A 21,182-nucleotide genomic window follows, 5' to 3' on the forward strand; every position below is an offset into this window, starting at 1 on the left:
CTGCGGCCGCCGCACAGTGACCACGCGGTCACCACCCGGGTGACCACCCGGTCGCCACGCCGGTGACCACCTACGTCTGCACCCCGCACGCCGAACAAGAAGCGGCGCGCCCCAGGAAGGAACTCACGACAGTGAAGCAGCTGCAGCGCAAGAACCGGGTTCGCGCCCTCGCCGTCGGCGCTCTCGCCGTCACCGGTGCCCTGACCCTGTCGGCGTGCGGCTCCGACGACACCAGTGGTGGCGGCGGGGCGGCTTCCGCGGCGAAGACCGGCAACATCAAGTGCGAGGGCAAGGGCAAGCTGCTCGCCTCCGGCTCGTCCGCGCAGAAGAACGCCATGGACGCCTGGGTGCAGGCGTACTCGGGCGCCTGCAAGGACACCAGCATCAACTACCAGCCCACCGGCTCCGGCGCGGGCATCACCACCTTCCTCCAGGGCCAGACCGCCTTCGCGGGCTCCGACTCGGCCCTCAAGCCCGAGGAGGTGGAGAAGTCCAAGAAGGTCTGCCAGGGCGGCCAGGCGATCAACCTGCCGATGGTCGGCGGCCCGATCGCGGTCGGCTACAACGTGCCGGGCGTGGACAGCCTCGTGCTGGACGCACCGACCCTCGCCAAGATCTTCGACTCGGAGATCACCAAGTGGAACGACGAGGCGATCAAGCGCCTCAACCCGGACGCCAAGCTGCCGGACCTCAAGATCCAGGCGTTCCACCGCTCCGACGACTCCGGCACCACCGACAACTTCACCAAGTACCTCAAGGGCGCCGCCCCCGACGCCTGGAAGCACGAGCCCGGCAAGACCTGGGAGGGCAAGGGCGGCCAGGCCGCGTCCGGCTCGGCGGGTGTCTCCTCGCAGGTCAAGCAGACCAGCGGCGCGATCTCCTACTTCGAGCTGTCGTACGCCACGGCCAGCAAGATCAACACGGTCAAGCTGAACACCGGCGCCAAGGACCCGGTCGAGGCCACCGTCGACAACGCCTCCAAGGCCATCGCCGAGGCCAAGCAGGTCGGCAAGGGCAGCGACCTGGCCCTGAAGCTCAACTACACCACCAAGGCCGAGGGTGCCTACCCGATCACCCTGGTCACGTACGAGATCGCCTGCGACAAGGGCAACAAGGCGGAGACGCTGCCCGCCACCAAGTCCTTCCTGACCTACATCGCCGGCAAGGACGGCCAGAACGCCCTCAAGGAGCTGGGCTACGCGCCGCTGCCGGCCGAGATCGCCGACAAGGTCCGCTCGGCCGTCGCCTCGCTCGCCTGACCCACCGGGCGGCGGCCCGCGCCCCGCAGGCCGCCGCCCGTCCGGTGCACCGCCGCGCCAGGAGCCCCCGCCGGGCTCCGCAGACCGGAGAAACCCATGAACTCAGCACCCTCGATATCCAGCGCACCACCGCCACCACCCGCGCAGCCCGCCGCCTCCCCGGTGTCCGGCAAGGCGGTCCGCCCCGGCGACCGGATCTTCCTCGGCCTGTCCCGCGGCTCGGGCATCGCCCTCCTGGTGATCATGGCCGCCATCGCGGCCTTCCTCACCGTCCGCTCGGTGATCGCCATCTCCGGTGACCACGCGAACTTCCTGACCTACTTCGAGTGGAACACCTCGGGCCCCGAGCCGGAGTTCGGCATCGCGGTCCTCGCCTTCGGCACCGTCGTCAGCTCGGTGATCGCGATGGTCATCGCGGTCCCGGTCGCGGTCGGCATCGCGCTGTTCATCTCGCACTACGCGCCGCGCAAGCTGGCCTCCCCGCTCGGGTACGTCATCGACCTGCTCGCCGCCGTGCCCAGCATCATCTACGGCCTGTGGGGCGCCCTCTTCCTCGTACCGCACCTGACCGGCCTGTTCAGCTGGCTGGACGACTACTTCGGCTGGACCGGGATCTTCTCCTACGCCGACGAGGCCCCCCGCGCGCTGTTCACCGTCGGCATCCTGCTCGCGATCATGATTCTGCCGATCGTCACCAGCGTCAGCCGCGAGGTCTTCCTCCAGGCGCCGAAGATGCACGAGGAGGCCGCCCTCGCGCTCGGGGCGACCCGCTGGGAGGTCATCCGCATGTCGGTGCTGCCGTTCGGCCGCTCCGGCATCATCAGCGCCTCGATGCTGGGCCTGGGCCGCGCGCTCGGCGAGACGATGGCCGTGGCCACCGTGCTCTCCCCCAGCTTCCTGATCAACCTCAGCCTGCTGAACCCGGGCGGCGGCACCTTCGCGCAGAACATCGCCAGCAAGTTCAGCGAGGCCGACGAGTTCGGGCAGGACGCCCTGATCGCCTCCGGCCTCGTCCTCTTCGTCATCACGCTGCTCGTCAACGGCGCGGCCCGCGTGATCATCGCGCGCCGCAAGGAGTACTCGGGGGCCAACGCATGAGCAACACGGTCACCCCGCCCCGGCGCGTCTCCGACAGCGCCCCGCTCCCGGTCTCGCTCAAGCAGCCCCGGCTGCCCCGCTGGGCCCCGGCCGGACTCGCCGCGGCCGCGGTCGCCGTGGGCTGCGGCATCGGCCTGGCCGCCGGCCTGGAGAGCCGCATCCAGTGGGGCCTGATCGCCGCCCTGCTGTTCATCCTCGGTACGTTCGTGATCGCCACCGCCGTCGAAGGCGCCCGGCAGGCCAAGGACCGCCTGGCCACCAGCCTGGTCTGGATCTGCTTCCTGCTGGCCGTGGTGCCGCTGGCCTCCCTCATCTGGGAGACGGTCGTGCGGGGCGTCAAGGTCCTCGACGGCTACTTCCTGAGCCACTCGATGGGCACCCTGCCCGACGCGCTGCCCGGCGGCGGCATCTACCACGCGATCATCGGCACCCTCCAGCAGGTCGGCCTGGCCGCCCTGATCGCCGCGCCGATCGGCCTGCTCACCGCGATCTACCTGGTCGAGTACGGGCGCGGCAAGCTGGCCAAGGCCGTCACCTTCTTCGTCGACGTGATGACCGGCATCCCCTCGATCGTGGCCGGCCTGTTCATCCTCTCGGTGTGGATCCTGATCCTCGGCTTCGGCCCGTCCGGCTTCGCCGGCGCGATGGCCCTGGCGATCCTGATGATGCCGGTGGTCGTGCGCTCCACCGAGGAGATGCTCAAGCTGGTGCCCAACGAGCTGCGCGAGGCGTCCCTGGCCCTCGGCGTGCCGAAGTGGCGCACCATCCTCAAGGTGGTCCTGCCGACCTCGATCGGCGGCATCACCACCGGCGTGATGCTGGCCGTCGCCCGTATCACCGGTGAGACCGCGCCGGTCCTGCTGCTGGTCTGGGGCGCGAAGACGATCAACAACAACCCCTTCGAGGGCGCCCAGCAGTCGCTGCCGCTGTACGTGTTCCAGCAGTGGCAGCAGGGCTCCGACGCCTCGTACGACCGGGCGTGGGCCGCGGCGCTCGTCCTGATCGCCTTCGTCATGATCCTCAACCTGGTGGCCCGCGGCATCGCCCGCTGGAAGGCCCCCAAGACCGGCCGCTGACCTCCCCAGCGACAGTGAAAGAAGCAGTGATTGCCATGGCCAAGCGAATCGACGTCAGCGGCCTCTCCGCCTACTACGGCAGCCACCGGGCCATCGACGACATCTCCATGACCGTCGAGCCCCGCTCGGTGACCGCCTTCATCGGCCCCTCGGGCTGCGGCAAGTCGACGTTCCTGCGCACCCTGAACCGGATGCACGAGGTCACCCCGGGCGGCCGCGTCGAGGGCAAGGTGATGCTGGACGACGAGAACCTGTACGGCAGCGGGGTGGACCCGGTGGCGGTACGCCGTACCGTCGGCATGGTCTTCCAGCGCCCGAACCCGTTCCCCACCATGTCGATCTTCGACAATGTCGCGGCGGGCCTGCGTCTGAACGGCACGGTGAAGAAGAAGTCCGAGCTGACCGACGTCGTCGAGAAGTCCCTCAAGGGCGCCAACCTCTGGAACGAGGTCAAGGACCGGCTGAACAAGCCCGGCTCCGGTCTGTCCGGCGGCCAGCAGCAGCGGCTGTGCATCGCCCGCGCCATCGCGGTCGAGCCGCAGGTGCTGCTGATGGACGAGCCGTGCTCGGCCCTCGACCCGATCTCCACCCTCGCCATCGAGGATCTGATCGGCGAGCTGAAGGAACGGTTCACGATCGTCATCGTCACGCACAACATGCAGCAGGCGGCACGCGTCTCGGACCGTACGGCCTTCTTCAACCTGGCCGCGGTCGGGCAGCCCGGCAAGCTGGTCGAGATCGACGACACCGAGCGGATCTTCTCCAACCCCTCGGTCCAGGCCACGGAGGACTACATCTCCGGCCGCTTCGGCTGAGCGCCCGTCCGGGCCCCGCGCGGCGCCCGGACCCGGGCCCGCCCCGTACGTCCCGCGGTGCTGCATGGCGGTGCCACCGCAAGGACGAGGGCCCGCCCTCCGGAACCGGAGGGCGGGCCCACAAGAACGTGCGGCTCAGCGGCCGCGCACCGTCACGCGAACACCAGGTGGACGCACCAGTAGCACAGGGCGGCCACCGCCGCGCCGGCGGGCATGGTGATGAACCAGCCCATGACGATGTTCTTGGCGACGCCCCAGCGCACCGCACGGGTGCCCTTGGTCGAGCCCACACCCATGATCGCCGAGGTGATGACGTGGGTGGTGGAGATCGGCGCGTGGAACATGAACGAGGCGGTGTACATGACGGACGCCGCGGTCGTCTCGGCCGCGAAGCCCTGCGGCGGGTCCAGCTCGATGATGCGCCGGCCGAGCGTGCGCATGATGCGCCAGCCGCCCGCGTACGTGCCCAGCGACAGGGTCAGCGCACAGGCGATCTTCACCCAGACCGGAATGGCGTCGCCCGCGGTCTGCACATCCGCGATGACCAGCGCCATCACCACGATGCCCATGGTTTTCTGGGCGTCCTGGAGGCCGTGTCCGAGCGCCATGCCGGCCGCCGAGACCGTCTGCGCGATGCGGAAGCCCCGCTTCGCCTTGTGCGGGTTGGACTTCCGGAACAGCCACATGATCACGACCATCACCAGATAGCCGAGGACCAGGCCGATCACGGGCGAGAGGAACATCGGCACGACGATCTTCTCTATGACGCCCGACCAGTAGACGGTCGTACCGCCCGCCAGCGCCGCGCCCACCATGCCGCCGAAGAGCGCGTGCGAGGACGACGACGGCAACCCGAAGTACCAGGTCACCAGGTTCCAGACCACCGCGCCGACCAGGGCGGCGAAGAGGATGCCCATCCCCTTGGAGCCCTCGGGCGTGGAGATCAGTCCCTCACTGACCGTCTTGGCGACCCCGCTGCCCAGGAAGGCGCCGGCGAGGTTCATCACCGCGGCCATGGCGAGCGCCGCCCGCGGGGTCAGGGCCCGGGTGGAGACGGAGGTCGCGATGGCGTTCGCGGAGTCGTGGAAGCCGTTGGTGTACGTAAATCCGAGCGCGACCCCGATGGTCACGATGAGCGCGAAGGTGTCCACCGGAGGTCAGGACTCCTTGACGGCGATCGTCTCGACCGTATTGGCGACATGCTCGAAGGCGTCGGCCGCCTCTTCCAGGATGTCCACGATCTGCTTGAGCTTGAGCACCTCGATGGCGTCGTACTTGCCGTTGAACAGGTGCGCGAGCAGCTTGCGGTGGATCTGGTCGGCCTGGTTCTCCAGACGGTTGACCTCGATCCAGTACTCGGTGAGGTTGGACATCGTCCGCAGGTTCGGCATCGCCTCGGCGGTCAGCTCCGCCGCCCGCGCCAGCACCTCGATCTGCTGCTCGACGCCCTTGGGCAGCTCCTCGATGCTGTAGAGGACGACGAGATCGACGGCCTCCTCCATGAAGTCCATGATGTCGTCGAGCTTCGAGGCGAGGTTGTAGATGTCCTCGCGGTCGAACGGCGTGATGAACGAGGAGTTCAGCTGGTGGAAGATCGCGTGGGTCGCGTCGTCCCCCGCGTGCTCCGCCGCCCGCATCCTCTCGGCGATCTCTGTCCGCGCGGAGGCGTCCGCCCCGAGCAGTTCCATCAGGAGCTTCGAGCCTGTGACGATGTTGTCCGCGGACGCCGCGAACATGTCGTAGAAGCTCGTCTCCCTGGGGGTCAGACGAAAGCGCACGTGAAATCCTCGGGGTGCATCGGATTCGGTCGAGTTGATGCTAGGCGCATCATCCAGCCACTGCTAACCGGCATTCCTTCAGTGTCGCCCATCGGGCACCATGCTCTGCACGGGGTACCGCCCGCGCCTGCGAATTTCTGTACCATATACCCACTAGGGGTATATGGAACGCCTACGTACCACGGGAGATGGCCATGACGACCACGGACGCCGACACCAACGGCACCACCGCAGCCGCCGCGGCCTGCCACACCGACGGGCCGAAAACCGCCCTCGGCACCGGCCCCGACGCCGTCACCGCTCACGATCTGGGCATCCACGGTTACGCGCAGCAGAAGGACGCACACCTCAAGAGGCTGCGCCGGATCGAGGGCCAGATCCGCGGCCTCCAGCGGATGCTGGAAGAAGATGTGTACTGCATCGACATACTCACCCAGGTGTCGGCGAGCACCAAGGGCCTGCAGTCCTTCGGCCTCCAGCTCCTGGAGGAACACCTGCGGCACTGCGTCGCCGACGCCGCCGTCAAGGGCCCCGAGGCCATCGACGAGAAGGTCAAGGAAGCCACCAAGGCCATCGAGCGGATGCTGCGCACCTGAGCGCGGCCGCCGGGCGCCGGTGCCCCGCACCGTCACGCCCGGCGCCGCCGCCCTGTCACCTGGGATTCCCGGGTCCGTGCCCCGTTCGCGCGCGGTCCGCGTCCACGTCCAGCACCTCGTCGATACGGTCCGAGCTGAGCCGATCCTCGCTCGCGGCGGCCGCCGCGATCATCAACTCACCAGTCAGGTCGATCTCGACGAGGGCTACGTGGTCCTGAACCGTCGAGTTGCGGTGTCCGGCCACGTACAACACCTCCTCCTTCGAGCGCCTCCCCACTCTTCTGGTGGTTACCGCCCAGAGTAGGTACGGGCGCACGCTCCGCGCATGGCACGGATGGACCATTTCCGCCAGTTCGCACAGGCCGTCGACACGTGCCCCGGAGGCCGTGGTCCGGGGCCGGGGGCCGAACCTGTCGGTCGCGCCGCCCGGCCGCCCGCGACCGCCGCCCGCGCCGGCCGCGCTCAGCCGCCCGTGGCGGCCGCGCTCAGCCGCCCGTGGCGGCGACCTTGCCCGTGTAGATGTCGTCCCGGTCGGGGAGCCGGACCGGAACCGGCGCCCCGAAGCCGTACAGCGTGGTGGTGGAGGTCACCGACGTCCCGCCCGTCGTGCCGTTGGCGAAGCGGAAGCGCTGGCGCACCTTGCGCAGCCGCCCGGCGTCGTCCAGATACGCGTCAAAGGCCACCACGTCGGTGGTGAAGCCTTTCTCCGCCGCCGTCAGCGCGGGCCGGAACGCCGCCGACGCCGCGCGTGCCGCCGACCCGATGTCCGTCGTCCCGCTGAAGTGCCGCACCGGGACGCCGTCCAGCCGCTCCCGCCCCGCGTACGTCACCTCCCGCACCCCCCGCAGCAGCTCGGCGGCGGCCAGCGGATCGGTCGCGCCGCCGGTGACGAGATTGCCGTCGGCCAGCGAGGCGGTGTCCACCCGCACCCACTTGCCGGCCGGCACGCCCGCCCCGCGGTTCTTCATGTACAAGGCGGACGGCGTGAGGATCTCGGTGATCGTGCGGTGCGCGCCGCTCCCGTCGCCGGTGTCCGGAAGCCGTACGTTCAGCTGCCCGGTCCGCTTGCGGTAGTCGTGGCCGCCGGTCCCCCGGATGGCGACGCGGGTGCCGCCGCTGACCGTCTCCAGCTCCGTACGCACCCGGGAGGTGCCGGCCCGGACGAGCGCGTCGGCGCCGGCGCGCAGGGCCGCCGCGTAGTCCGTACGGCCGGACGGGGCACCGGCGTCCGCCGGGCCGGCGGCATCCCGCGGCCCGGCGGACGGACGGCCGCCCGGTGGGCGGGCACGGTCGGTGAAGGGCGGCCCGGCCGCGGACCCGCCCACCGGGCCGTCTGCGGAGCGGCCGGCCGAGGCGTGGTCGTCGGCCGCCGCCCCGTTGGGGGAGCAGCCCGTGGTGAGCAGCCCGGCCAGCAGGCCCACCCCGCACACGGCGGCCGCGACGGCACCGCCTCGCCTGTCCTGCACCACCATCGCGTACGAGCCCCCTCGGCCGCTCTGCTCGTGAAGTAGCGGACCGGGATGTTCCGGTTGTCCGGACCACCACGACCCGTTCCGTTCAACGACTGTTCAGCCCGCTTCGTCACGCCCGTACACCTCGGGCGCGTAGCGTGGCGCCGTGCAGGACCGAGCAGCGCAGGAGCCGACAGCGCCGCCTTCCGGGGCGGCCGACCACCGGACCACCACCACCGAACGAGGTTCGTTCTGCCTGGCCCGCTGCAGCTGCGGCTGGCACGGCCCGGCGCGCCGGGCCCGCTCCCAGGCACGGACGGACGCGGAACAGCACCACCGGGCGGGGTGAGCGCCGGCCCGCCCGGCCGGCGGGCCTCCCACCCATGACCGCCCGTGAAACCCCGTCAGCACGCCCCTGGAACCTCGCCGGGCCCCCGCCTCATCTGGGTAGGGGGAAGCATCCACGGCGCGCGGACCCGTAAAGGGTTCCAAAAGGGGCAGTTCACAATGAAGCGGCGCACGATACTGGCAGCCGGCGGCGGACTCGCGGCGGCGACCGCCGGCTTTACCACCGCCTGCAGCACCGAAACCGGCCACGCGAACACCCTTGGCGGCGCCGCGTCCGGCGGCGTCGGCCTCAACACCAGTTCACAGGCGGGCAGGCCCCCGGCCGCCAAGGCAGCGTGGGACGCACTGCGCAAAAGCCTCGACGGCAAGCTGATACGCGCCGGCGAAGCCTCGTACGACGCCGCCCGCCGCCTGTACAACACCCGTTACGACAACCTGAAGCCCGCGGCCGTCGCCTACGTCCGCCACCCGGCCGACATAGCCGAGTGCCTGTCCTTCGCCCGCCGCTACAACGCCCCCGTCGCGATACGCAACGGGGGCCACTCATATGCCGGTTGGTCCAGCGGCAACGGCAAGCTGATCATCGACGTCTCCGCGCTGAACTCGGTCTCCGCGCCCTCCGGCGGCATCACCCGCATCGGTGCCGGCGCCAAGCTCATCGAGGTCTACGAGGGCCTGGGCAAGCACCACGTCACGATCCCCGGCGGCTCCTGCCCGTCCGTCGGCATATCCGGCCTGACCCTCGGCGGCGGCCACGGCGTCGCGTCCCGCGCCTACGGCCTGACCTGCGACAGCCTCGTCGGCGCCACCGTCGTCACCGCCGACGGCAAGACCGTCGAGTGCGACGCCAAGCGCAACAGCGGCCTCTTCTGGGCGCTGCGCGGCGCCGGGAACGGCAACTTCGGCGTGGTCACCGAACTGCGCTTCCGCACCCACGCGGCCCCCCGCTCGGTCATGGCCTACCTGACCTGGCCCTGGGCCAAGGCCACCGCCCTGCTGCGCTCCTGGCAGGAGTGGGGCCCCACCCAGCCCGACGAGATCTGGTCCTCCCTGCACCTGGACGCGCACCCCGGCGGCACCCCGACCGTCTCCGTCGCCGCCTTCTCCCTCGGCTCCTACGGCGACCTCCAGAACGCCGTCGACAAGCTGGCCGACCGCGCGGGCGGCCCCGGCCCCGCGAAGTCCGTACGTCTGACGCCCACCTCGTACCTCGACGCGATGGAGTCCTACGCGGGCTGCTCCACGAAGTCCACCGAGCAGTGCCACCTGCCGGGCGCCCTCCCCGGCCGCAGCGCCACCGGCAAGCTCGCCCGCGAGACGTACGCGGCCCGCTCCGACTTCTACGACCGCTCGCTCGACGCGGCCGGCATCCGCGCCCTGCTGGGCCAGATCGAGGCCGCGAGCCGCAAGGGCGTCGGCGGCAACGCGTCGCTGACCGCGCTGGGCGGCGCGATCAACCGGGTCCGCCCCACCGACACCGCCTTCGTGCACCGCCGCTCGCGCTTCCTCGCGCAGTACCTGGCGTCCTGGAAGGCGGGCGGTACGGGCGCCGCCCAGAGCGCCTGGCTGGACGGCATCCACGGCGCGATGCGGCGCTACGCCTCGGGCGCCGCCTACCAGAACTACACGGACGCGGCCCTGACCGACTGGAAGAAGGCGTACTACGGCCCGGCCGCCGGCCGCCTCACCGAGCTGAAGCGGCAGTACGACCCGAACGGGCTGTTCAGGACGTTCCCGCAGGCCCTGTGACGGCGCGTCCGGCCCATCGGCGGGGGGGTGACGGCAGGTCCGTCCCCCATACGACGAGGGAGGACCGGGGCCGTCAGCCCCGGTCCTCCCTCGTCGTCCGGTCTTCGTCGTCCGTTTCGCGTCGTCCCCGGCTACGCCGCCAGGTCCTCGTCCCGCTCCTCGCGCGCCACCGGCGGTACGGCCGTCACCGGCTCGGCGACCGCGCGGGGCGCCGGGCCGCCGGCCCGGACGAGCCACCAGGCGGGCGAGCGCCCCACGGCCGTCGCCACCGGGATCAGCATGGCCTGCGCCACCGGCGCCAGCAGCAGCGCCACCGCCGTACCGAGCGCGAAGCCGCCGATGACGTCCGTCGGGTAGTGCACACCCATGTAGACCCGGCAGAAGCCCTCCAGCAGCGCCAGGCCGATGCCGATCAGCCCGTACACGCGGTGCGCGATGAACAGCCCCACGCCGACTGCCATGGTCAGCGTCGCGTGGTCACTCACGAACGAGAAGTCCGTCTTGCCGGGAATGAGCACTTCCAGTCCGGCATGGACCCGGAACGGCCGGGGCCGCTCCACCACCGCCCGGATCGGAATGTTGGCCAGCAGCGCCACCCCGGCGGCCAGCGGCGCCCAGACCAGGCCCGCCACCGCGCCCGGCGCGTCCGGCCGCCTGCGCGCACCCCACCAGGCGATCAGGCACAGCACGGCGAGCGCGGCGACGAGGCCGTACTCCCCCACGAACTTCGTGGCGCGGTTGAGCCACTCCGGCGCGTCCTTCGCGAGGCCGTTGATGCCGTCGAGCACGTCCACATCGGGGTTCGACCCGTCCATTGCGAGTCCAGCCATCTGCCGCGGCCCCTTACCTTTCGCGCGCGCGAGCGCCGTGTGAGTGCTGCCAACCCCCGTGGTCGTCGGGCGTGGCCGGATTTCCACGGCCTCGCCATGTCTCCATGCCCAGGAAACGCGATGGACAGCCGAGCCGTTCCAGCTTCCACCGGATGATCACCAGGACGTTATCGAAGAGAGACTGATGTCCGCAGTTCAGGGCCCCATGTTCACGCAGCGTTCGGCCGGGGCAGCGCTTTCGCGCCATCTTCGGTGACCCGGGTCGCACCGATGTAGTCCGGTGTGTCGATCTTGTCGAACCGGATCACCGCGCCCGTGTACGGAGCATTGATCATGTAGCCGCCGCCCACATAGATCCCCACGTGGTGGATGGACCGCGGATCGTTCAGATTGTGCGCGAAGAACACCAGGTCCCCGGGGAGCAGCTCGTCCCGCTTCGGGTGCGGCCCGGCGTTCCACTGGTCGTTCGCCACCCGGGGCAGCTCGATGTCCACCGAGTGGTACGCCGCCTTCGTCAGCCCCGAGCAGTCGAACCGCCCGTCCTGGTCCGGCGTGCCGTTCCCGCCCCACAGGTACGGCTTGCCCAGCTGCTCCTGCGCGAAGGTGATCGCGGCGGCCGCCTGCCGGGACGCCGGGACCCGCCCCACCGGCGCCTCGAAGCTCTTGGCGAGGGTCGTGATGATCTTCACGTAGTTCTGCGTCTCGCTGATCGCCGGCACCCCGCCGGCCTTGATGACCCGGTAGGCGCCCGCGTTGTACGCCGCGAGCATGTTGTGCGCCGGGTCCCCGGGCACGTCCTTCACGTACTTCGCCAGCTCGCAGTCGTACGACGCCGCCGACGGGATCGCGTCCGCCGGGTCCCACACGTCCCGCCGGCCGTCCCCGTTGCCGTCGATGCCGTGCGAAGCCCAGGTACCGGGGATGAACTGGGCGATACCCTGCGCCGCCGCCGGGCTCTGCGCCCTCGGGTTCCAGCCGCTCTCCTGGTACAGCTGGGCGGCCAGCAGCGCCGGGTTGATGGCGGGACACAGATTGCCCCACTTCTGCACCAGCGGCTGGTACGACGCCGGCACCGCGCCCTTCGCCAGCCCCACCGCCCGGCCCGCGCCGCCCGCCAGGCCCGCGGCGGCCGTGTACGTGCCCACCACGAGCAGCGCGAGGAAGCAGAGCACCAGCCCGACCCCGACCCCACCGGCCACCCAGTATTTGCGCACCCCTCAACCCTCCCCCAAACGGGCGCGTTTCACCGCCGTTTTCGTCATGTACCTCGCCACACCTCGGCTGTACGGGCCACCTCCCGCGCTCCCGGCAGGCCGCCCCCGGCGCGCGACCCCACTCCGCTCCCGCCGGCGCCCTTCACTCCCCCAGCTCGAACCAGACCGACTTCCCGTCCCCCGGCCCGTGCCGGCACACACCCCACTCGTCGGCGCAGACCCCGACCAGGTACAGCCCACGCCCGCCCGTCGCGTCGTCCTCGCACCACCGCCGCACCGGCAGCCCCGGCGCCCCGTCGTGCACCAGCACCCGCAGCGTGCCCGGCCCCGGCCACTCCCCGTACAACGTCACCGGCTCCGAACAGCCGCTGCTGCGGCAGGCATTGACCGCGTTCGTCACCACCTCGGACGTCAGCAGCAGCGCGGTGTCGGCCAGCCCGCCCCGCCCGGCCGAGCGCACCGCCGTACCGACCGCGTCCCTGGCCGTACGCACCCACCCCGGATCCGGCGGAAAGACGAGCGAGAAGTCACCGGACGTGAGCGGCCGGGGCGCGGCCTCGGTGGTGGGGCGCATGACGTGGCCTCCTGGGGTCACCGGGCCCGGGCCGCGCGGGGCGCACGGGGGTGGGCCTGTGCCGTCGAAGCTAGGGACGAGGTTGAGGTAGTTGCAACCGAGACCCCGGAATCTCCCTCGGACGAGTGGCAGCCCGCCCCAACCATGGTCCGCCGCCGCGAGATCGCGCCAAACTGCGCCCGGACCCCGAGGAGGAACCCATGGCCCCCAGAAGCCAGCCCACCGAGCGCCAACGCCGCCTCGGCGCCGAGCTGCGCAAACTCCGCCTCGCCGCGGGCCTCTCCGGCGACCGGGCCGCCGCCCTGATCGACGCCGACCGCCAGCGCATGAGCCACATCGAAAGCGGCCGCGTCGACGTCCCGCGCAACGGCCTCTACCACCTCCTGCGCTCCTACGGCTGCGCGGAGGGACCGCTGTTCGAAGCGCTGATGGCGATGGCGCAGGACCGGGGGAAGGGGTGGTGGGACGCGTACCGGGACGTGATGGACAGGCGTGCCCTGGATCTGGCGGAACTGGAAGCACGCTCCACCGCCATCCGTATGCACGAACCCTCCGTCGTGCCGGGCATGCTACAGACCGCCGATTACGCCCGCGCGATGTGCGTCATGGCGGAGGGAACCGACCGGAACGAGGCGATCGACCGCTACGTCGACTTCCGTATCGCCCGCCAGCACATCATCGGGCCGGGGACCGGGACGCCGTACCACGCGGTGATCCACGAAGGCGCGCTGCGCACGCTGATCGGCAGCGCGGACATCATGCGCAGGCAATTGCGCCGGCTGATCGAGGTCGCGCGCCTGCCGCACGTGACCATCCAGGTGTTTCCCTTCACCGCAGGCGGCTTCGCCGCGTACAGCCGCCTGTTCTCCCTGTTCAGCGGGGCGGCGCCGGAACTCGACACGGTTCGGCTGGAGCAGCCGCTCGGCCCGGTCCTGCTTCACGACAGGCAGTACGTCGACAAGTACTCCGGGATCTTCACCAAGCTGTCCGAACTCGCTCTGCCGCGTGTTGACCCGGAGACAAAGCCCGAGTCTCATGAGGGCCGGGACTCCCTGACTCTGATCCACCACCTTGTGTACACGTTGTAAGGAACCACCATGTCGCAGCTCGCCTGGCGCAAGTCTTCGTACAGTGCGCACCCCCAGGACGACTGCGTGGAGGTGGCCGCGAACCCGAACGGACCGGTCCTCTACCGGGAGAGCGACCGACCAGGGGAAATCGCCCGCGCCAGGCCGCACACCTGGTCCGCTTTCCTCGACTGCGTGAAGGCCGGTTCGTACGACAGCGTCAACACCCGGTAACCCGGAGCGACCGATGCGCCGAATCGCGCACATGGCAGAAGTCGTCGTACAGCACCTACAGCAACGACGACTGCGTAGAGGTGGCCGCGAACCCGAACGGACCGGTTCTCTACCGGGAGAGTGACCGACCAGGGGTGGTCGCCCGCGTGAGCGCCCACACCTGGGCCGCGTTCCTCCGGGACGTCAAGGCGGGGAGCGGCAGGTACCCGCCCCCTGACCACCCCTGACGGGCCGTAAAGTCCTCCGCGTACGAGCGAGTGCACGAGGTCACCGCCCACCGCGGGCCGACGGAGGAACTGATGCAGACCACCCCCACTCCCCCCACTCCCCCCGAGAACCTCATCTGGCAGAAAGCCACGGACGACGAGAACGCGCCCGAGTACATCGAGGTCGCCTTCGGGGACGACGGCAACGTCTACCTGCGGACGAACACCGAGCCGGACAACGTCGTGATCACCACGCGCGTCAAGTGGGACGCCTTCGTCCTGGGTGTGAAGGCCGGCGAGTTCGACCACTTCGTGGGGCTCTGAGCAGCGCCCGTTCCGGCGCGCCATTCGAACATTGCCCGGTGTGACCGGCCGTGGTACACACGGTGACGCCGACGGGTCCCCAGGCGACGTGCGCCCCCGTACGCACGCAATCCCCACGGGATCCGTCAAAGAAAGCCGCCAAGTCGACATCTGGTGGCGGTTTTGTCAGCGAAGATAGATGCTGGCCCGTACCGTATGGCGCGGGTACGCAACAACCCATAAGGGGCGGTGAGTTCATTCATGCACTTGGCGGCCGAAAAGGGCGACATCACCACCATCATTGGCGGAATCGCCCCGGACTGGGGTCCGTTCGGGACACTGGGCAACGAAGCACGCGTCATGATCGAAGTGGTCATGGCAGTAGCGATTCTGCTCTGCCTCGGCATCGCGATCTGGGGCGCGGCCAAACAGCGCATCGGCGCCACCGCGCTGCGCGACACGTTCAGCGCCGAACAGGGCAAGGGCCTCATCGTGGCCGGTCTGACCGGTGTCTTCATCATCGGATCGCTCGGCACGCTGTTCACGATCGTGTACGGAATGGCCGTGTAGCCGGGGCGGTCGGCGACGGCCGAGCCGGTGCCCCGGGAGCGGCCCGGCCGGCTCGTACGGGCTGACGGGCCGACAGGCCGACGGACCGACCGGCGGTCGGCCGACCGGCCGGCCGACGGGCCTTCCGGGTCACCGCCACCCCCTCGTACCACCGCCCCCCACCACCCCCTCCCGTCACCTCGAATCCCCTCACCCACGCCCCCGCACGCCCCCGGCGCAGCGCACCACGGACCGCCTCCTTCCGTACGCCCCGCCGGCCGCCCGCACCACAGCCCCTCCTCACCTCCCCCATCACCGGCCACACCCCACCGCCGAGAGCACCCGCCGATGCCCGCTCACTCCGCCCCGGACCGTTCCGCTTTGCGCCACTGCGGCGCGCAACGGTCCGATTGGGCCGCGCACCGGGCGGGGACACAAGGGCTTGGCGGGGACCGAGCGGCGGCCGCGGCCCACGGGGTGGTCGCAAATGCCGCAGAGTCCCCCATTCGCCTCTTCCGCCCGACACCTGAGGTTCCGTCACGGTGAGATCTACTCGTACCACTGCGCCCGAGCCGCTGCCCGCGCGGCTACGGTCATATACGGGCGGCAAAAGGACAGCAGTGACGGCCAGGTCGGTTGAGGGGGCACAGGCACGATGAGTCTCAGCGATGGCGGTGGATACGGCGGTGGCGAGCCGGGCGGCCCGGATACGGGCGGCCAGACCCGCACCAGACTCCCCGACGGCGGCGGCGACCCGTACGGAGGCGGCCGCCGCACCCGTACGGGCTCCTCCAGCCGCAACCTGATCACGATCGTCGGCGTGGTGGTCCTCCTGATCGCCGCCATCGCCTTCGCGAACCGGGGCGGGGACGGACAGGGCGCGGGCGACGGCGGCGCGAAGGAAGCGGACGCCCGCTCCACCGCACCGACCGGCACCAAGCCGGTGGAGGGCAAGAACGGCGGCATCGCGTCGGGCTTCGCGAAGACGGAGCAGGGGGCGCAGTCGGCGGCGGCGAATTACGCGGTGGCGCTCAACAGCGACGGCATGTACGCGAAGGACCGGCGGCGGACGATAGTCACCACGGTGTACGCGCCGGACGTGGCGGCAGCCCGCGAGAGCGCCCTCGACCAGGCGTACGGCAACCCGAAGTTCCTCGGCCGGATCGGGCTCAAGCCCGACGGCCGGGCTCCCGACGGCTCGACGTTCGTCTCCCGGGCCAACCCGGTCGGCACCAAGGTCGAGAAGTTCTCGGGCACCGCGGCCAAGGTCTCGGTCTGGTACTCGGCCCTCTTCGGCATCGCCGGGGCCGATTCCAAGAACCCGGTCGCGGAAGGCTGGTACACCAACACCTTCGACCTGCGGTGGATCGACGGGGACTGGAAGATCACCGACTTCACGCAGAAGGACGGTCCGGCTCCGGTCGGCCGGGACCAGACCGCGTCGTCGGCCGAGGAGATGTCCAAGGCTGTGCAAGGCTTCGGAGGGTTCACGTATGCCCGCTAACCATCGTCGTCGCGCTCTCTCCCTCGCCGCACTGGTGACGGGCGTACAGACGGCTGTCCTCCTCCTGGCGTCCCGCGCCTTCGCGGAGCCGAGTCCCACACCCACGCCTACCCCGACTCCTACGGGCAGCGGCAGCCCCTCGGCCAGCCCCTCGCCCAGCAACGACGCCTGCGACCTCATCCGCGGCCTCGCCAGGGATTACTGCCAGGAAGGCGACAAAGCCAACACCACCCCCAAATCCCCCGGCGGCCTAACCGACAACAACCCCCTCGACCCCCTCACCTCCCTCGCCAAGGGCTGTGCCGACGCCGCCGCCTGGATCGTCAACAAGCTGTCCGAAGCCGTGAAGGCGACCTCGCAGGTCGACTTCACCAACGCGGCCTTCCTGAAGCAGTACGCCGTCGTCTTCGCCGCCTCGACCGTGCTGACGCTCGTGCTGTGGCTGCTGGCCGTCGCCAAGCGTGCCGTGCGCGGCGTGCGGCTGACGGAGGCGATCAGCGAGGCGATCGGGTTCCTGTGGCTGACCGTGCTCGCCTCCGCGTTCACACCGCTGATCCTGTACACCGTGGTCTCCGCGACGGACGGCATCACCGAGATCATCGCGAAAGGGACGGGCGCGCAGACCGACACCTTCTTCGGGGCGTTCGCGGCGGCGCTGAAGAAGGACACGGACATCGGCGGCGGCCCGATCATGCTGATCGTGGTCTCGCTGGTCTCGGTGCTGGCGGCCGGTGTGCTCTGGCTGGAGCTGGTGATCAGGGCGGCCCTGCTGTACGTGGGCGCGCTGCTCGGTACGGTCGTCTACGCGGGCCTGGTCGACAAGAACATGTGGGGACATGTCCGTCGCTGGGCGGGCATCATGATTGCCGTGATCATGGTGAAACCGGTCATCGTCATCGTCCTGGGCATCGCCGGCGCGCTCACCACCGGCGATGGCCCGAACGCCATCTCGGCCGTGGTCTCCGGCCTCGCGATCATCTTGCTGGCCATCTTCGCCAGCGCCGTGATCTACCGTTTCGTGCCCGGTTTCGGCGACGAGATGGTCTCGGCCCGTACGAACAAGAAGCAGGCCACCGAGGGTTCGCAGGCCGCCGCCGTGATCTCCTCGCCCGCCGCGCTGGTGTCCCAGGGCATCAAGACGCACAGCTCCCGCAGGTCCGGCGGGGGTGGCCAGGACCAGGGCGGCGGCGGCCAGGCCCGGCCCGCCGACGCGGTCTCCGGCGGTGTGGCCGCCCACAGCAGCCGCGGCGGCTCCGGCGGCCGCGTCCCGGCCCCCGCCTCGCCCGCCCCCCGCTCGCGCCCGTCCCCCGGTTCCGGTTCCGGCTCCACCGGCAACGCCCGCCCCGGCAAGACTCCAGGAGGTGACGGGCGTTGACGACCCAGTCCCACCCGATCGCGCCCCGCCGCACGTACCTGATCGGCCGCGCCCGCCCGAACGCGATCGTCGGCAAGAACCGCGAGACCGGCGAGATCGCCCTGATCATCGCGGGCGCGTTCCTCGGCATGGTGTGCGGCCTGCTGGTGCCGGTGCTGTCGCTGCGGATCGCGACCCTGACCGGTTTCCCGCTGCTGGCGATCGCCGCGGTCTACTTCCCGTACCGCGGCCGTACGTTCTACAAGTGGTTCGAGATCAACCGCAGCTACCGGCGTACGGTCCGCCAGGGCACGACGTACCGCTCCGGCACCGCCGAGGCCGGGACCCGCCTGGACGGCCGCGAGGTGGAGATCGGCCCGCCGCCCGGCATCGGCCGCATCAACTGGCTGACCGCCCCGTTCGGCCCGGACGAGATCGCCGTCCTGCTGCACGCCGACCGCCGCACCGTCACGGCCGCCATCGAGATCGAGGGCCCGGGCGTCGGCCTGCGCGACAGCGAGGACCAGGAGGCCCTCGTCGAGCGGTTCGGCACGCTGCTCAAGCACGTCGCCAACGGGGACGGCTTCGTCACCCGCCTCCAGATGCTGGCCCGGACGCTCCCCGCCGACCCCGACGCGCACGCCAAGGACGTCGCCCAGCGCGGCAACGCCGACTCCCCCGCCTGGCTCCAGGAGTCGTACGACCAGCTCCAGTCCATGGTCTCCACCTCCTCCGAGCAGCACCGCGCCTACCTGGTCGCCTGCATGCACTACACCCGCGAACTGGCCGCCGAGGCGCACACCATGGCGCGCGCCGCGCACCTGCACAACGGCGGACTGATCCGCAAGAAGCTGGACCGGGACGCGGGCCTGGCCGTCGTCATGGCGCGCGAACTGACCGACATCTGCGCGCGGCTGGCCGAGGCCGACATCCGCGTACGCCAGCCGCTCGGGCAGAGCCGGCTGTCGTCGCTGGTGCACTCCATGTACGACCCGGACCACCCCATCGACCACATCCAGGCGATGAGCCAGCGCAACGCCTGGCCGGCCGAGCTGGACGCGATGGAGCCGACCTACCTCCAGGCCAAGACCCGCGAGTCGGCCACCCGCGCGCCGTGGTGCCACGCCACGGCCTGGGTCAAGGAGTGGCCGCTGACCCCGGTCGGCGTCAACTTCCTGGCGCCGTTGCTGGTGCACACTCCCGACGTCATCCGTACGGTGGCGGTCTGCATGGACCTGGAGCCCACCGAGATCGCGATCGAGCGGATGCTGACGGAGAAGACCAACGACGACGCGGAGGCCAGCCGGGCCGCCAAGATGAACCGGGTGGTCGACCCGCGCGACGTGGCCCACCACGGCCGCGTCGACCAGCGCGGCGAGGATCTGGCCTCGGGCGCCGCGGGCGTCAACCTCGTCGGCTACCTCACCGTCTCCGCCCGCTCCCCGGAGGCGCTGGCCCGCGACAAGCGCACCATCCGCGCCTCGGCGGGCAAGAGTTACCTCAAACTGGAGTGGTGCGACCGGGAACACCACCGCGCCTTTGTCAACACGCTGCCGTTCGCGACCGGGATCCGCCGCTAAGCCGCTGGGAGGCGCGTACGTCATGGCCATGCTCGATCCGCTCGCAGCGCTCACCGAGGCGTTCACCAGCTTCCTGTTCGGGAAGGTGGAGACGACGCGGCTTCCCGTACGGACCTCCACCGGCCAGGCCCAGGCCGTCTACCTGCCGACCGCCGCACCGGGCCTGGGCGACTCCGGCGTGATCATCGGCCGCGAGGTCTACAGCGGCAAGGGCTACATCTACGACCCCTTCCAGCTCTACGGCCAGCAGCTGCCGGCCCCGCACTGGCTCGTCCTCGGCGAGTCCGGCAACGGCAAGTCGGCGCTGGAGAAGACCTACGTCCTGCGCCAGCTGCGCTTCCGCGACCGCCAGGTCGTCGTCCTGGACGCACAGGGCGAGGACGGCGTCGGCGAGTGGAACCTGATCGCCGAGCAGCTCGGCATCACCCCCATCCGCCTGGACCCCACCGCCGCCCTCAACGGCGGCATCCGCCTCAACCCCCTCGACCCGTCGATCACCACCACCGGCCAGCTCGCCCTGCTCCGTACGATCATCGAGGTCGCCATGGGGCGCGGCCTGGACGAGCGCTCCGGCTTCGCGCTGAAGGTGGCCCACGCGTACGTCAACGAGACGATCACCAACCGCCAGCCGGTCCTCACCGACATCGTGGAGCAACTGCGCCACCCGGAGGAGGAATCAGCGGAGGCCATGAACGTCGACATAGACGACGTACGGGCCTGGGGCCTGGACGTGGCGCTGGTGCTCGACCGGCTGGTCGACGGCGACCTGCGCGGCATGTTCGACGGCCCGACCACCGCCGGCATCGACCTCGACGCGCCACTGATCGTCTTCGACCTCTCGCACATCGACCGCAACTCGATCGCGATGCCGATCCTGATGGCGATCGTCGGCGTCTGGCTGGAGCACACCTGGATCCGCCCCGACCGGAAGAAACGGATCTTCCTCGTCGAGGAGGCCTGGCACATCATCAACTCGCCGTTCGTCGCCCAGCTCTTCCAGCGGCTGCTGAAGTTCGGCCGCCGCCTGGGCCTGTCCTTCGTCGCCGTCGTCCACCATCTCAGCGACGTGGTGGACGGCGCCGCCGCCAAGGAAGCCGCCGCGATCCTGAAGATGGCCTCCACCCGCACGATCTACGCCCAGAAGACCGACGAGGCCCGGGCCACCGGCGCCGTCCTGGGCCTGCCGCGCTGGGCCGTCGAGATCATCCCGACGCTCACCCCCGGCATCGCGGTGTGGGACGTCAACGGCAACGTCCAGGTCGTCAAACACCTGATCACCGAGGCGGAACGGCCGCTGGTCTACACCGACCGGGCGATGACCGAGAGCTCCGCGACGCTGACGGAGGAAGCGCTCGCGATCGGGCGGGCGGCGGACGCGGAGGCCGAGGCACGGGCCGAAGCGCTGGCGATGCAGCGGCAGTTCCGGGACGAGTCGAGCGAGACGGTGGCGTGACGCGGGCATACGGGAACGGGGACGGGCACGGGTACGGGTACGGGCACGGTGGTGCGGGCCCGCAGGGCGGCTCGGGAGGCGCAGGGGGTCCCGGCGGCCCGGGTGGCTCGGGTGGCCCCGGGGGCCCGGGTGGCGGGCGGGGGC

The 21,182-nt window shown here is 70.7% G+C and carries 23 protein-coding genes; 16 read left to right on the plus strand and 7 right to left on the minus strand.

Features of this window, described 5'->3' with window-relative positions; genetic code table 11:
• Window positions 1-131: 131 nt before the first annotated feature.
• From pstS to pstB, 4 genes are all read left to right on the plus strand, one after another.
• The gene (gene pstS / locus OEIGOIKO_RS17605) at window positions 132-1,259 is read left to right on the plus strand and encodes a phosphate ABC transporter substrate-binding protein PstS (RefSeq protein ID WP_125054870.1); all 1,128 of its coding nucleotides are present in this window, start codon (window positions 132-134) and stop codon (window positions 1,257-1,259) included.
• A gap of 96 nt (window positions 1,260-1,355) precedes the next feature.
• Entirely contained in the window at window positions 1,356-2,357 is a 1,002-nt protein-coding gene (gene pstC, locus OEIGOIKO_RS17610; protein ID WP_125054871.1) for a phosphate ABC transporter permease subunit PstC, read from the plus strand.
• Window positions 2,354-3,433, plus strand: a complete 1,080-nt coding sequence (gene pstA, locus OEIGOIKO_RS17615) for a phosphate ABC transporter permease PstA (RefSeq protein ID WP_125054872.1) — start codon at window positions 2,354-2,356, stop codon at window positions 3,431-3,433. The genes pstC and pstA overlap by 4 nt, the downstream gene beginning before the upstream one ends.
• A gap of 35 nt (window positions 3,434-3,468) precedes the next feature.
• Complete coding sequence (gene pstB, locus OEIGOIKO_RS17620) at window positions 3,469-4,248, plus strand: phosphate ABC transporter ATP-binding protein PstB (RefSeq protein ID WP_125054873.1); 780 nt, start codon at window positions 3,469-3,471, stop codon at window positions 4,246-4,248.
• 152 nt (window positions 4,249-4,400) lie between these two features.
• Here the strand turns inward: pstB and OEIGOIKO_RS17625 are convergent, their stop codons facing one another.
• Together OEIGOIKO_RS17625 and OEIGOIKO_RS17630 are read right to left on the minus strand one after the other, a co-directional pair.
• Window positions 4,401-5,399, minus strand: a complete 999-nt coding sequence (locus OEIGOIKO_RS17625) for an inorganic phosphate transporter (protein WP_125054874.1) — start codon at window positions 5,397-5,399, stop codon at window positions 4,401-4,403.
• A 6-nt stretch (window positions 5,400-5,405) separates the two neighbouring features.
• Entirely contained in the window at window positions 5,406-6,026 is a 621-nt protein-coding gene (locus tag OEIGOIKO_RS17630; RefSeq protein WP_003983068.1) for a DUF47 domain-containing protein, read from the minus strand.
• Between the two features lie 194 nt (window positions 6,027-6,220).
• Between OEIGOIKO_RS17630 and OEIGOIKO_RS17635 the strand changes: the two genes are divergently transcribed.
• Complete coding sequence (locus tag OEIGOIKO_RS17635; protein ID WP_125054875.1) at window positions 6,221-6,622, plus strand: metal-sensitive transcriptional regulator; 402 nt, start codon at window positions 6,221-6,223, stop codon at window positions 6,620-6,622.
• Between the two features lie 55 nt (window positions 6,623-6,677).
• Here the strand turns inward: OEIGOIKO_RS17635 and OEIGOIKO_RS17640 are convergent, their stop codons facing one another.
• Both OEIGOIKO_RS17640 and OEIGOIKO_RS17645 read right to left on the minus strand, forming a co-directional pair.
• Window positions 6,678-6,872 (minus strand): hypothetical protein, encoded by a 195-nt coding sequence (locus OEIGOIKO_RS17640; RefSeq protein WP_125045673.1) that lies wholly within the window; start codon window positions 6,870-6,872, stop codon window positions 6,678-6,680.
• A gap of 235 nt (window positions 6,873-7,107) precedes the next feature.
• Window positions 7,108-8,094: an SCO4651 family lipoprotein gene (locus tag OEIGOIKO_RS17645; RefSeq protein WP_125054876.1), complete on the minus strand. Its 987-nt coding sequence runs from the start codon at window positions 8,092-8,094 to the stop codon at window positions 7,108-7,110.
• Window positions 8,095-8,239: 145 nt separating this feature from the next.
• Between OEIGOIKO_RS17645 and OEIGOIKO_RS17650 the strand changes: the two genes are divergently transcribed.
• Together OEIGOIKO_RS17650 and OEIGOIKO_RS17655 are read left to right on the plus strand one after the other, a co-directional pair.
• On the plus strand, window positions 8,240-8,422 hold the full coding sequence (locus OEIGOIKO_RS17650) for a hypothetical protein (RefSeq protein ID WP_125054877.1): 183 nt from the start codon (window positions 8,240-8,242) through the stop codon (window positions 8,420-8,422).
• A 158-nt stretch (window positions 8,423-8,580) separates the two neighbouring features.
• Complete coding sequence (locus OEIGOIKO_RS17655; protein ID WP_125054878.1) at window positions 8,581-10,170, plus strand: FAD-binding oxidoreductase; 1,590 nt, start codon at window positions 8,581-8,583, stop codon at window positions 10,168-10,170.
• 131 nt (window positions 10,171-10,301) lie between these two features.
• On the opposite strand, the gene OEIGOIKO_RS17660 is transcribed toward OEIGOIKO_RS17655, so the two are convergent.
• The 3 genes from OEIGOIKO_RS17660 to OEIGOIKO_RS17670 all read right to left on the minus strand — a co-directional run bounded on the left by OEIGOIKO_RS17660 (window position 10,302) and on the right by OEIGOIKO_RS17670 (window position 12,788).
• The gene (locus OEIGOIKO_RS17660) at window positions 10,302-11,000 is read right to left on the minus strand and encodes a phosphatase PAP2 family protein (protein WP_125054879.1); all 699 of its coding nucleotides are present in this window, start codon (window positions 10,998-11,000) and stop codon (window positions 10,302-10,304) included.
• Window positions 11,001-11,209: 209 nt separating this feature from the next.
• Entirely contained in the window at window positions 11,210-12,214 is a 1,005-nt protein-coding gene (locus tag OEIGOIKO_RS17665) for a bifunctional lytic transglycosylase/C40 family peptidase (protein ID WP_125054880.1), read from the minus strand.
• 142 nt (window positions 12,215-12,356) lie between these two features.
• Window positions 12,357-12,788: an ATP-binding protein gene (locus OEIGOIKO_RS17670; RefSeq protein ID WP_125054881.1), complete on the minus strand. Its 432-nt coding sequence runs from the start codon at window positions 12,786-12,788 to the stop codon at window positions 12,357-12,359.
• A 200-nt stretch (window positions 12,789-12,988) separates the two neighbouring features.
• On the opposite strand from OEIGOIKO_RS17670, the gene OEIGOIKO_RS17675 reads away from it, so the two are divergent.
• From OEIGOIKO_RS17675 to OEIGOIKO_RS17715, 9 genes are all read left to right on the plus strand, one after another.
• On the plus strand, window positions 12,989-13,876 hold the full coding sequence (locus OEIGOIKO_RS17675; protein WP_125054882.1) for a helix-turn-helix domain-containing protein: 888 nt from the start codon (window positions 12,989-12,991) through the stop codon (window positions 13,874-13,876).
• Window positions 13,877-13,885: 9 nt separating this feature from the next.
• The gene (locus OEIGOIKO_RS17680; protein WP_125054883.1) at window positions 13,886-14,089 is read left to right on the plus strand and encodes a DUF397 domain-containing protein; all 204 of its coding nucleotides are present in this window, start codon (window positions 13,886-13,888) and stop codon (window positions 14,087-14,089) included.
• Complete coding sequence (locus OEIGOIKO_RS43535) at window positions 14,047-14,316, plus strand: DUF397 domain-containing protein (protein WP_125058758.1); 270 nt, start codon at window positions 14,047-14,049, stop codon at window positions 14,314-14,316. Before OEIGOIKO_RS17680 ends, OEIGOIKO_RS43535 begins: the two co-directional genes overlap by 43 nt.
• A gap of 72 nt (window positions 14,317-14,388) precedes the next feature.
• A complete protein-coding gene (locus OEIGOIKO_RS17690; protein WP_125054884.1) occupies window positions 14,389-14,619 on the plus strand; it encodes a DUF397 domain-containing protein in 231 nt (76 codons plus the stop codon).
• A 240-nt stretch (window positions 14,620-14,859) separates the two neighbouring features.
• On the plus strand, window positions 14,860-15,168 hold the full coding sequence (locus OEIGOIKO_RS17695; RefSeq protein ID WP_030021086.1) for a hypothetical protein: 309 nt from the start codon (window positions 14,860-14,862) through the stop codon (window positions 15,166-15,168).
• Between the two features lie 634 nt (window positions 15,169-15,802).
• Window positions 15,803-16,651, plus strand: a complete 849-nt coding sequence (locus OEIGOIKO_RS17700) for a hypothetical protein (protein ID WP_125054885.1) — start codon at window positions 15,803-15,805, stop codon at window positions 16,649-16,651.
• Window positions 16,641-18,026 (plus strand): hypothetical protein, encoded by a 1,386-nt coding sequence (locus OEIGOIKO_RS17705; protein ID WP_125054886.1) that lies wholly within the window; start codon window positions 16,641-16,643, stop codon window positions 18,024-18,026. Before OEIGOIKO_RS17700 ends, OEIGOIKO_RS17705 begins: the two co-directional genes overlap by 11 nt.
• On the plus strand, window positions 18,023-19,585 hold the full coding sequence (locus OEIGOIKO_RS17710; RefSeq protein WP_125054887.1) for an SCO6880 family protein: 1,563 nt from the start codon (window positions 18,023-18,025) through the stop codon (window positions 19,583-19,585). Before OEIGOIKO_RS17705 ends, OEIGOIKO_RS17710 begins: the two co-directional genes overlap by 4 nt.
• Before the next feature lie 28 nt (window positions 19,586-19,613).
• On the plus strand, window positions 19,614-21,038 hold the full coding sequence (locus tag OEIGOIKO_RS17715) for an ATP-binding protein (RefSeq protein ID WP_125058759.1): 1,425 nt from the start codon (window positions 19,614-19,616) through the stop codon (window positions 21,036-21,038).
• The last annotated feature ends 144 nt before the right edge of the window (window positions 21,039-21,182 follow it).

This window comes from Streptomyces paromomycinus, assembly GCF_003865155.1.
Classification (GTDB): domain Bacteria; phylum Actinomycetota; class Actinomycetes; order Streptomycetales; family Streptomycetaceae; genus Streptomyces; species Streptomyces chrestomyceticus.

What these genes read in the sequence shown, in the direction of transcription:
- pstC (WP_125054871.1), top strand. Translation starts at nt 1,356, where the DNA reads ATGAACTCAGCACCCTCGATATCCAGCGCACCACCGCCACCACCCGCG.
- pstA (WP_125054872.1), top strand. Translation starts at nt 2,354, where the DNA reads ATGAGCAACACGGTCACCCCGCCCCGGCGCGTCTCCGACAGCGCCCCG.
- pstB (WP_125054873.1), top strand. Translation starts at nt 3,469, where the DNA reads ATGGCCAAGCGAATCGACGTCAGCGGCCTCTCCGCCTACTACGGCAGC.
- OEIGOIKO_RS17635 (WP_125054875.1), top strand. Translation starts at nt 6,221, where the DNA reads ATGACGACCACGGACGCCGACACCAACGGCACCACCGCAGCCGCCGCG.
- OEIGOIKO_RS17645 (WP_125054876.1), bottom strand. Translation starts at nt 8,094, where the DNA reads ATGGTGGTGCAGGACAGGCGAGGCGGTGCCGTCGCGGCCGCCGTGTGC.
- OEIGOIKO_RS17655 (WP_125054878.1), top strand. Translation starts at nt 8,581, where the DNA reads ATGAAGCGGCGCACGATACTGGCAGCCGGCGGCGGACTCGCGGCGGCG.
- OEIGOIKO_RS17660 (WP_125054879.1), bottom strand. Translation starts at nt 11,000, where the DNA reads ATGGCTGGACTCGCAATGGACGGGTCGAACCCCGATGTGGACGTGCTC.
- OEIGOIKO_RS17670 (WP_125054881.1), bottom strand. Translation starts at nt 12,788, where the DNA reads ATGCGCCCCACCACCGAGGCCGCGCCCCGGCCGCTCACGTCCGGTGAC.
- OEIGOIKO_RS17675 (WP_125054882.1), top strand. Translation starts at nt 12,989, where the DNA reads ATGGCCCCCAGAAGCCAGCCCACCGAGCGCCAACGCCGCCTCGGCGCC.
- OEIGOIKO_RS17680 (WP_125054883.1), top strand. Translation starts at nt 13,886, where the DNA reads ATGTCGCAGCTCGCCTGGCGCAAGTCTTCGTACAGTGCGCACCCCCAG.
- OEIGOIKO_RS17690 (WP_125054884.1), top strand. Translation starts at nt 14,389, where the DNA reads ATGCAGACCACCCCCACTCCCCCCACTCCCCCCGAGAACCTCATCTGG.
- OEIGOIKO_RS17695 (WP_030021086.1), top strand. Translation starts at nt 14,860, where the DNA reads ATGCACTTGGCGGCCGAAAAGGGCGACATCACCACCATCATTGGCGGA.
- OEIGOIKO_RS17700 (WP_125054885.1), top strand. Translation starts at nt 15,803, where the DNA reads ATGAGTCTCAGCGATGGCGGTGGATACGGCGGTGGCGAGCCGGGCGGC.
- OEIGOIKO_RS17705 (WP_125054886.1), top strand. Translation starts at nt 16,641, where the DNA reads ATGCCCGCTAACCATCGTCGTCGCGCTCTCTCCCTCGCCGCACTGGTG.
- OEIGOIKO_RS17715 (WP_125058759.1), top strand. Translation starts at nt 19,614, where the DNA reads ATGCTCGATCCGCTCGCAGCGCTCACCGAGGCGTTCACCAGCTTCCTG.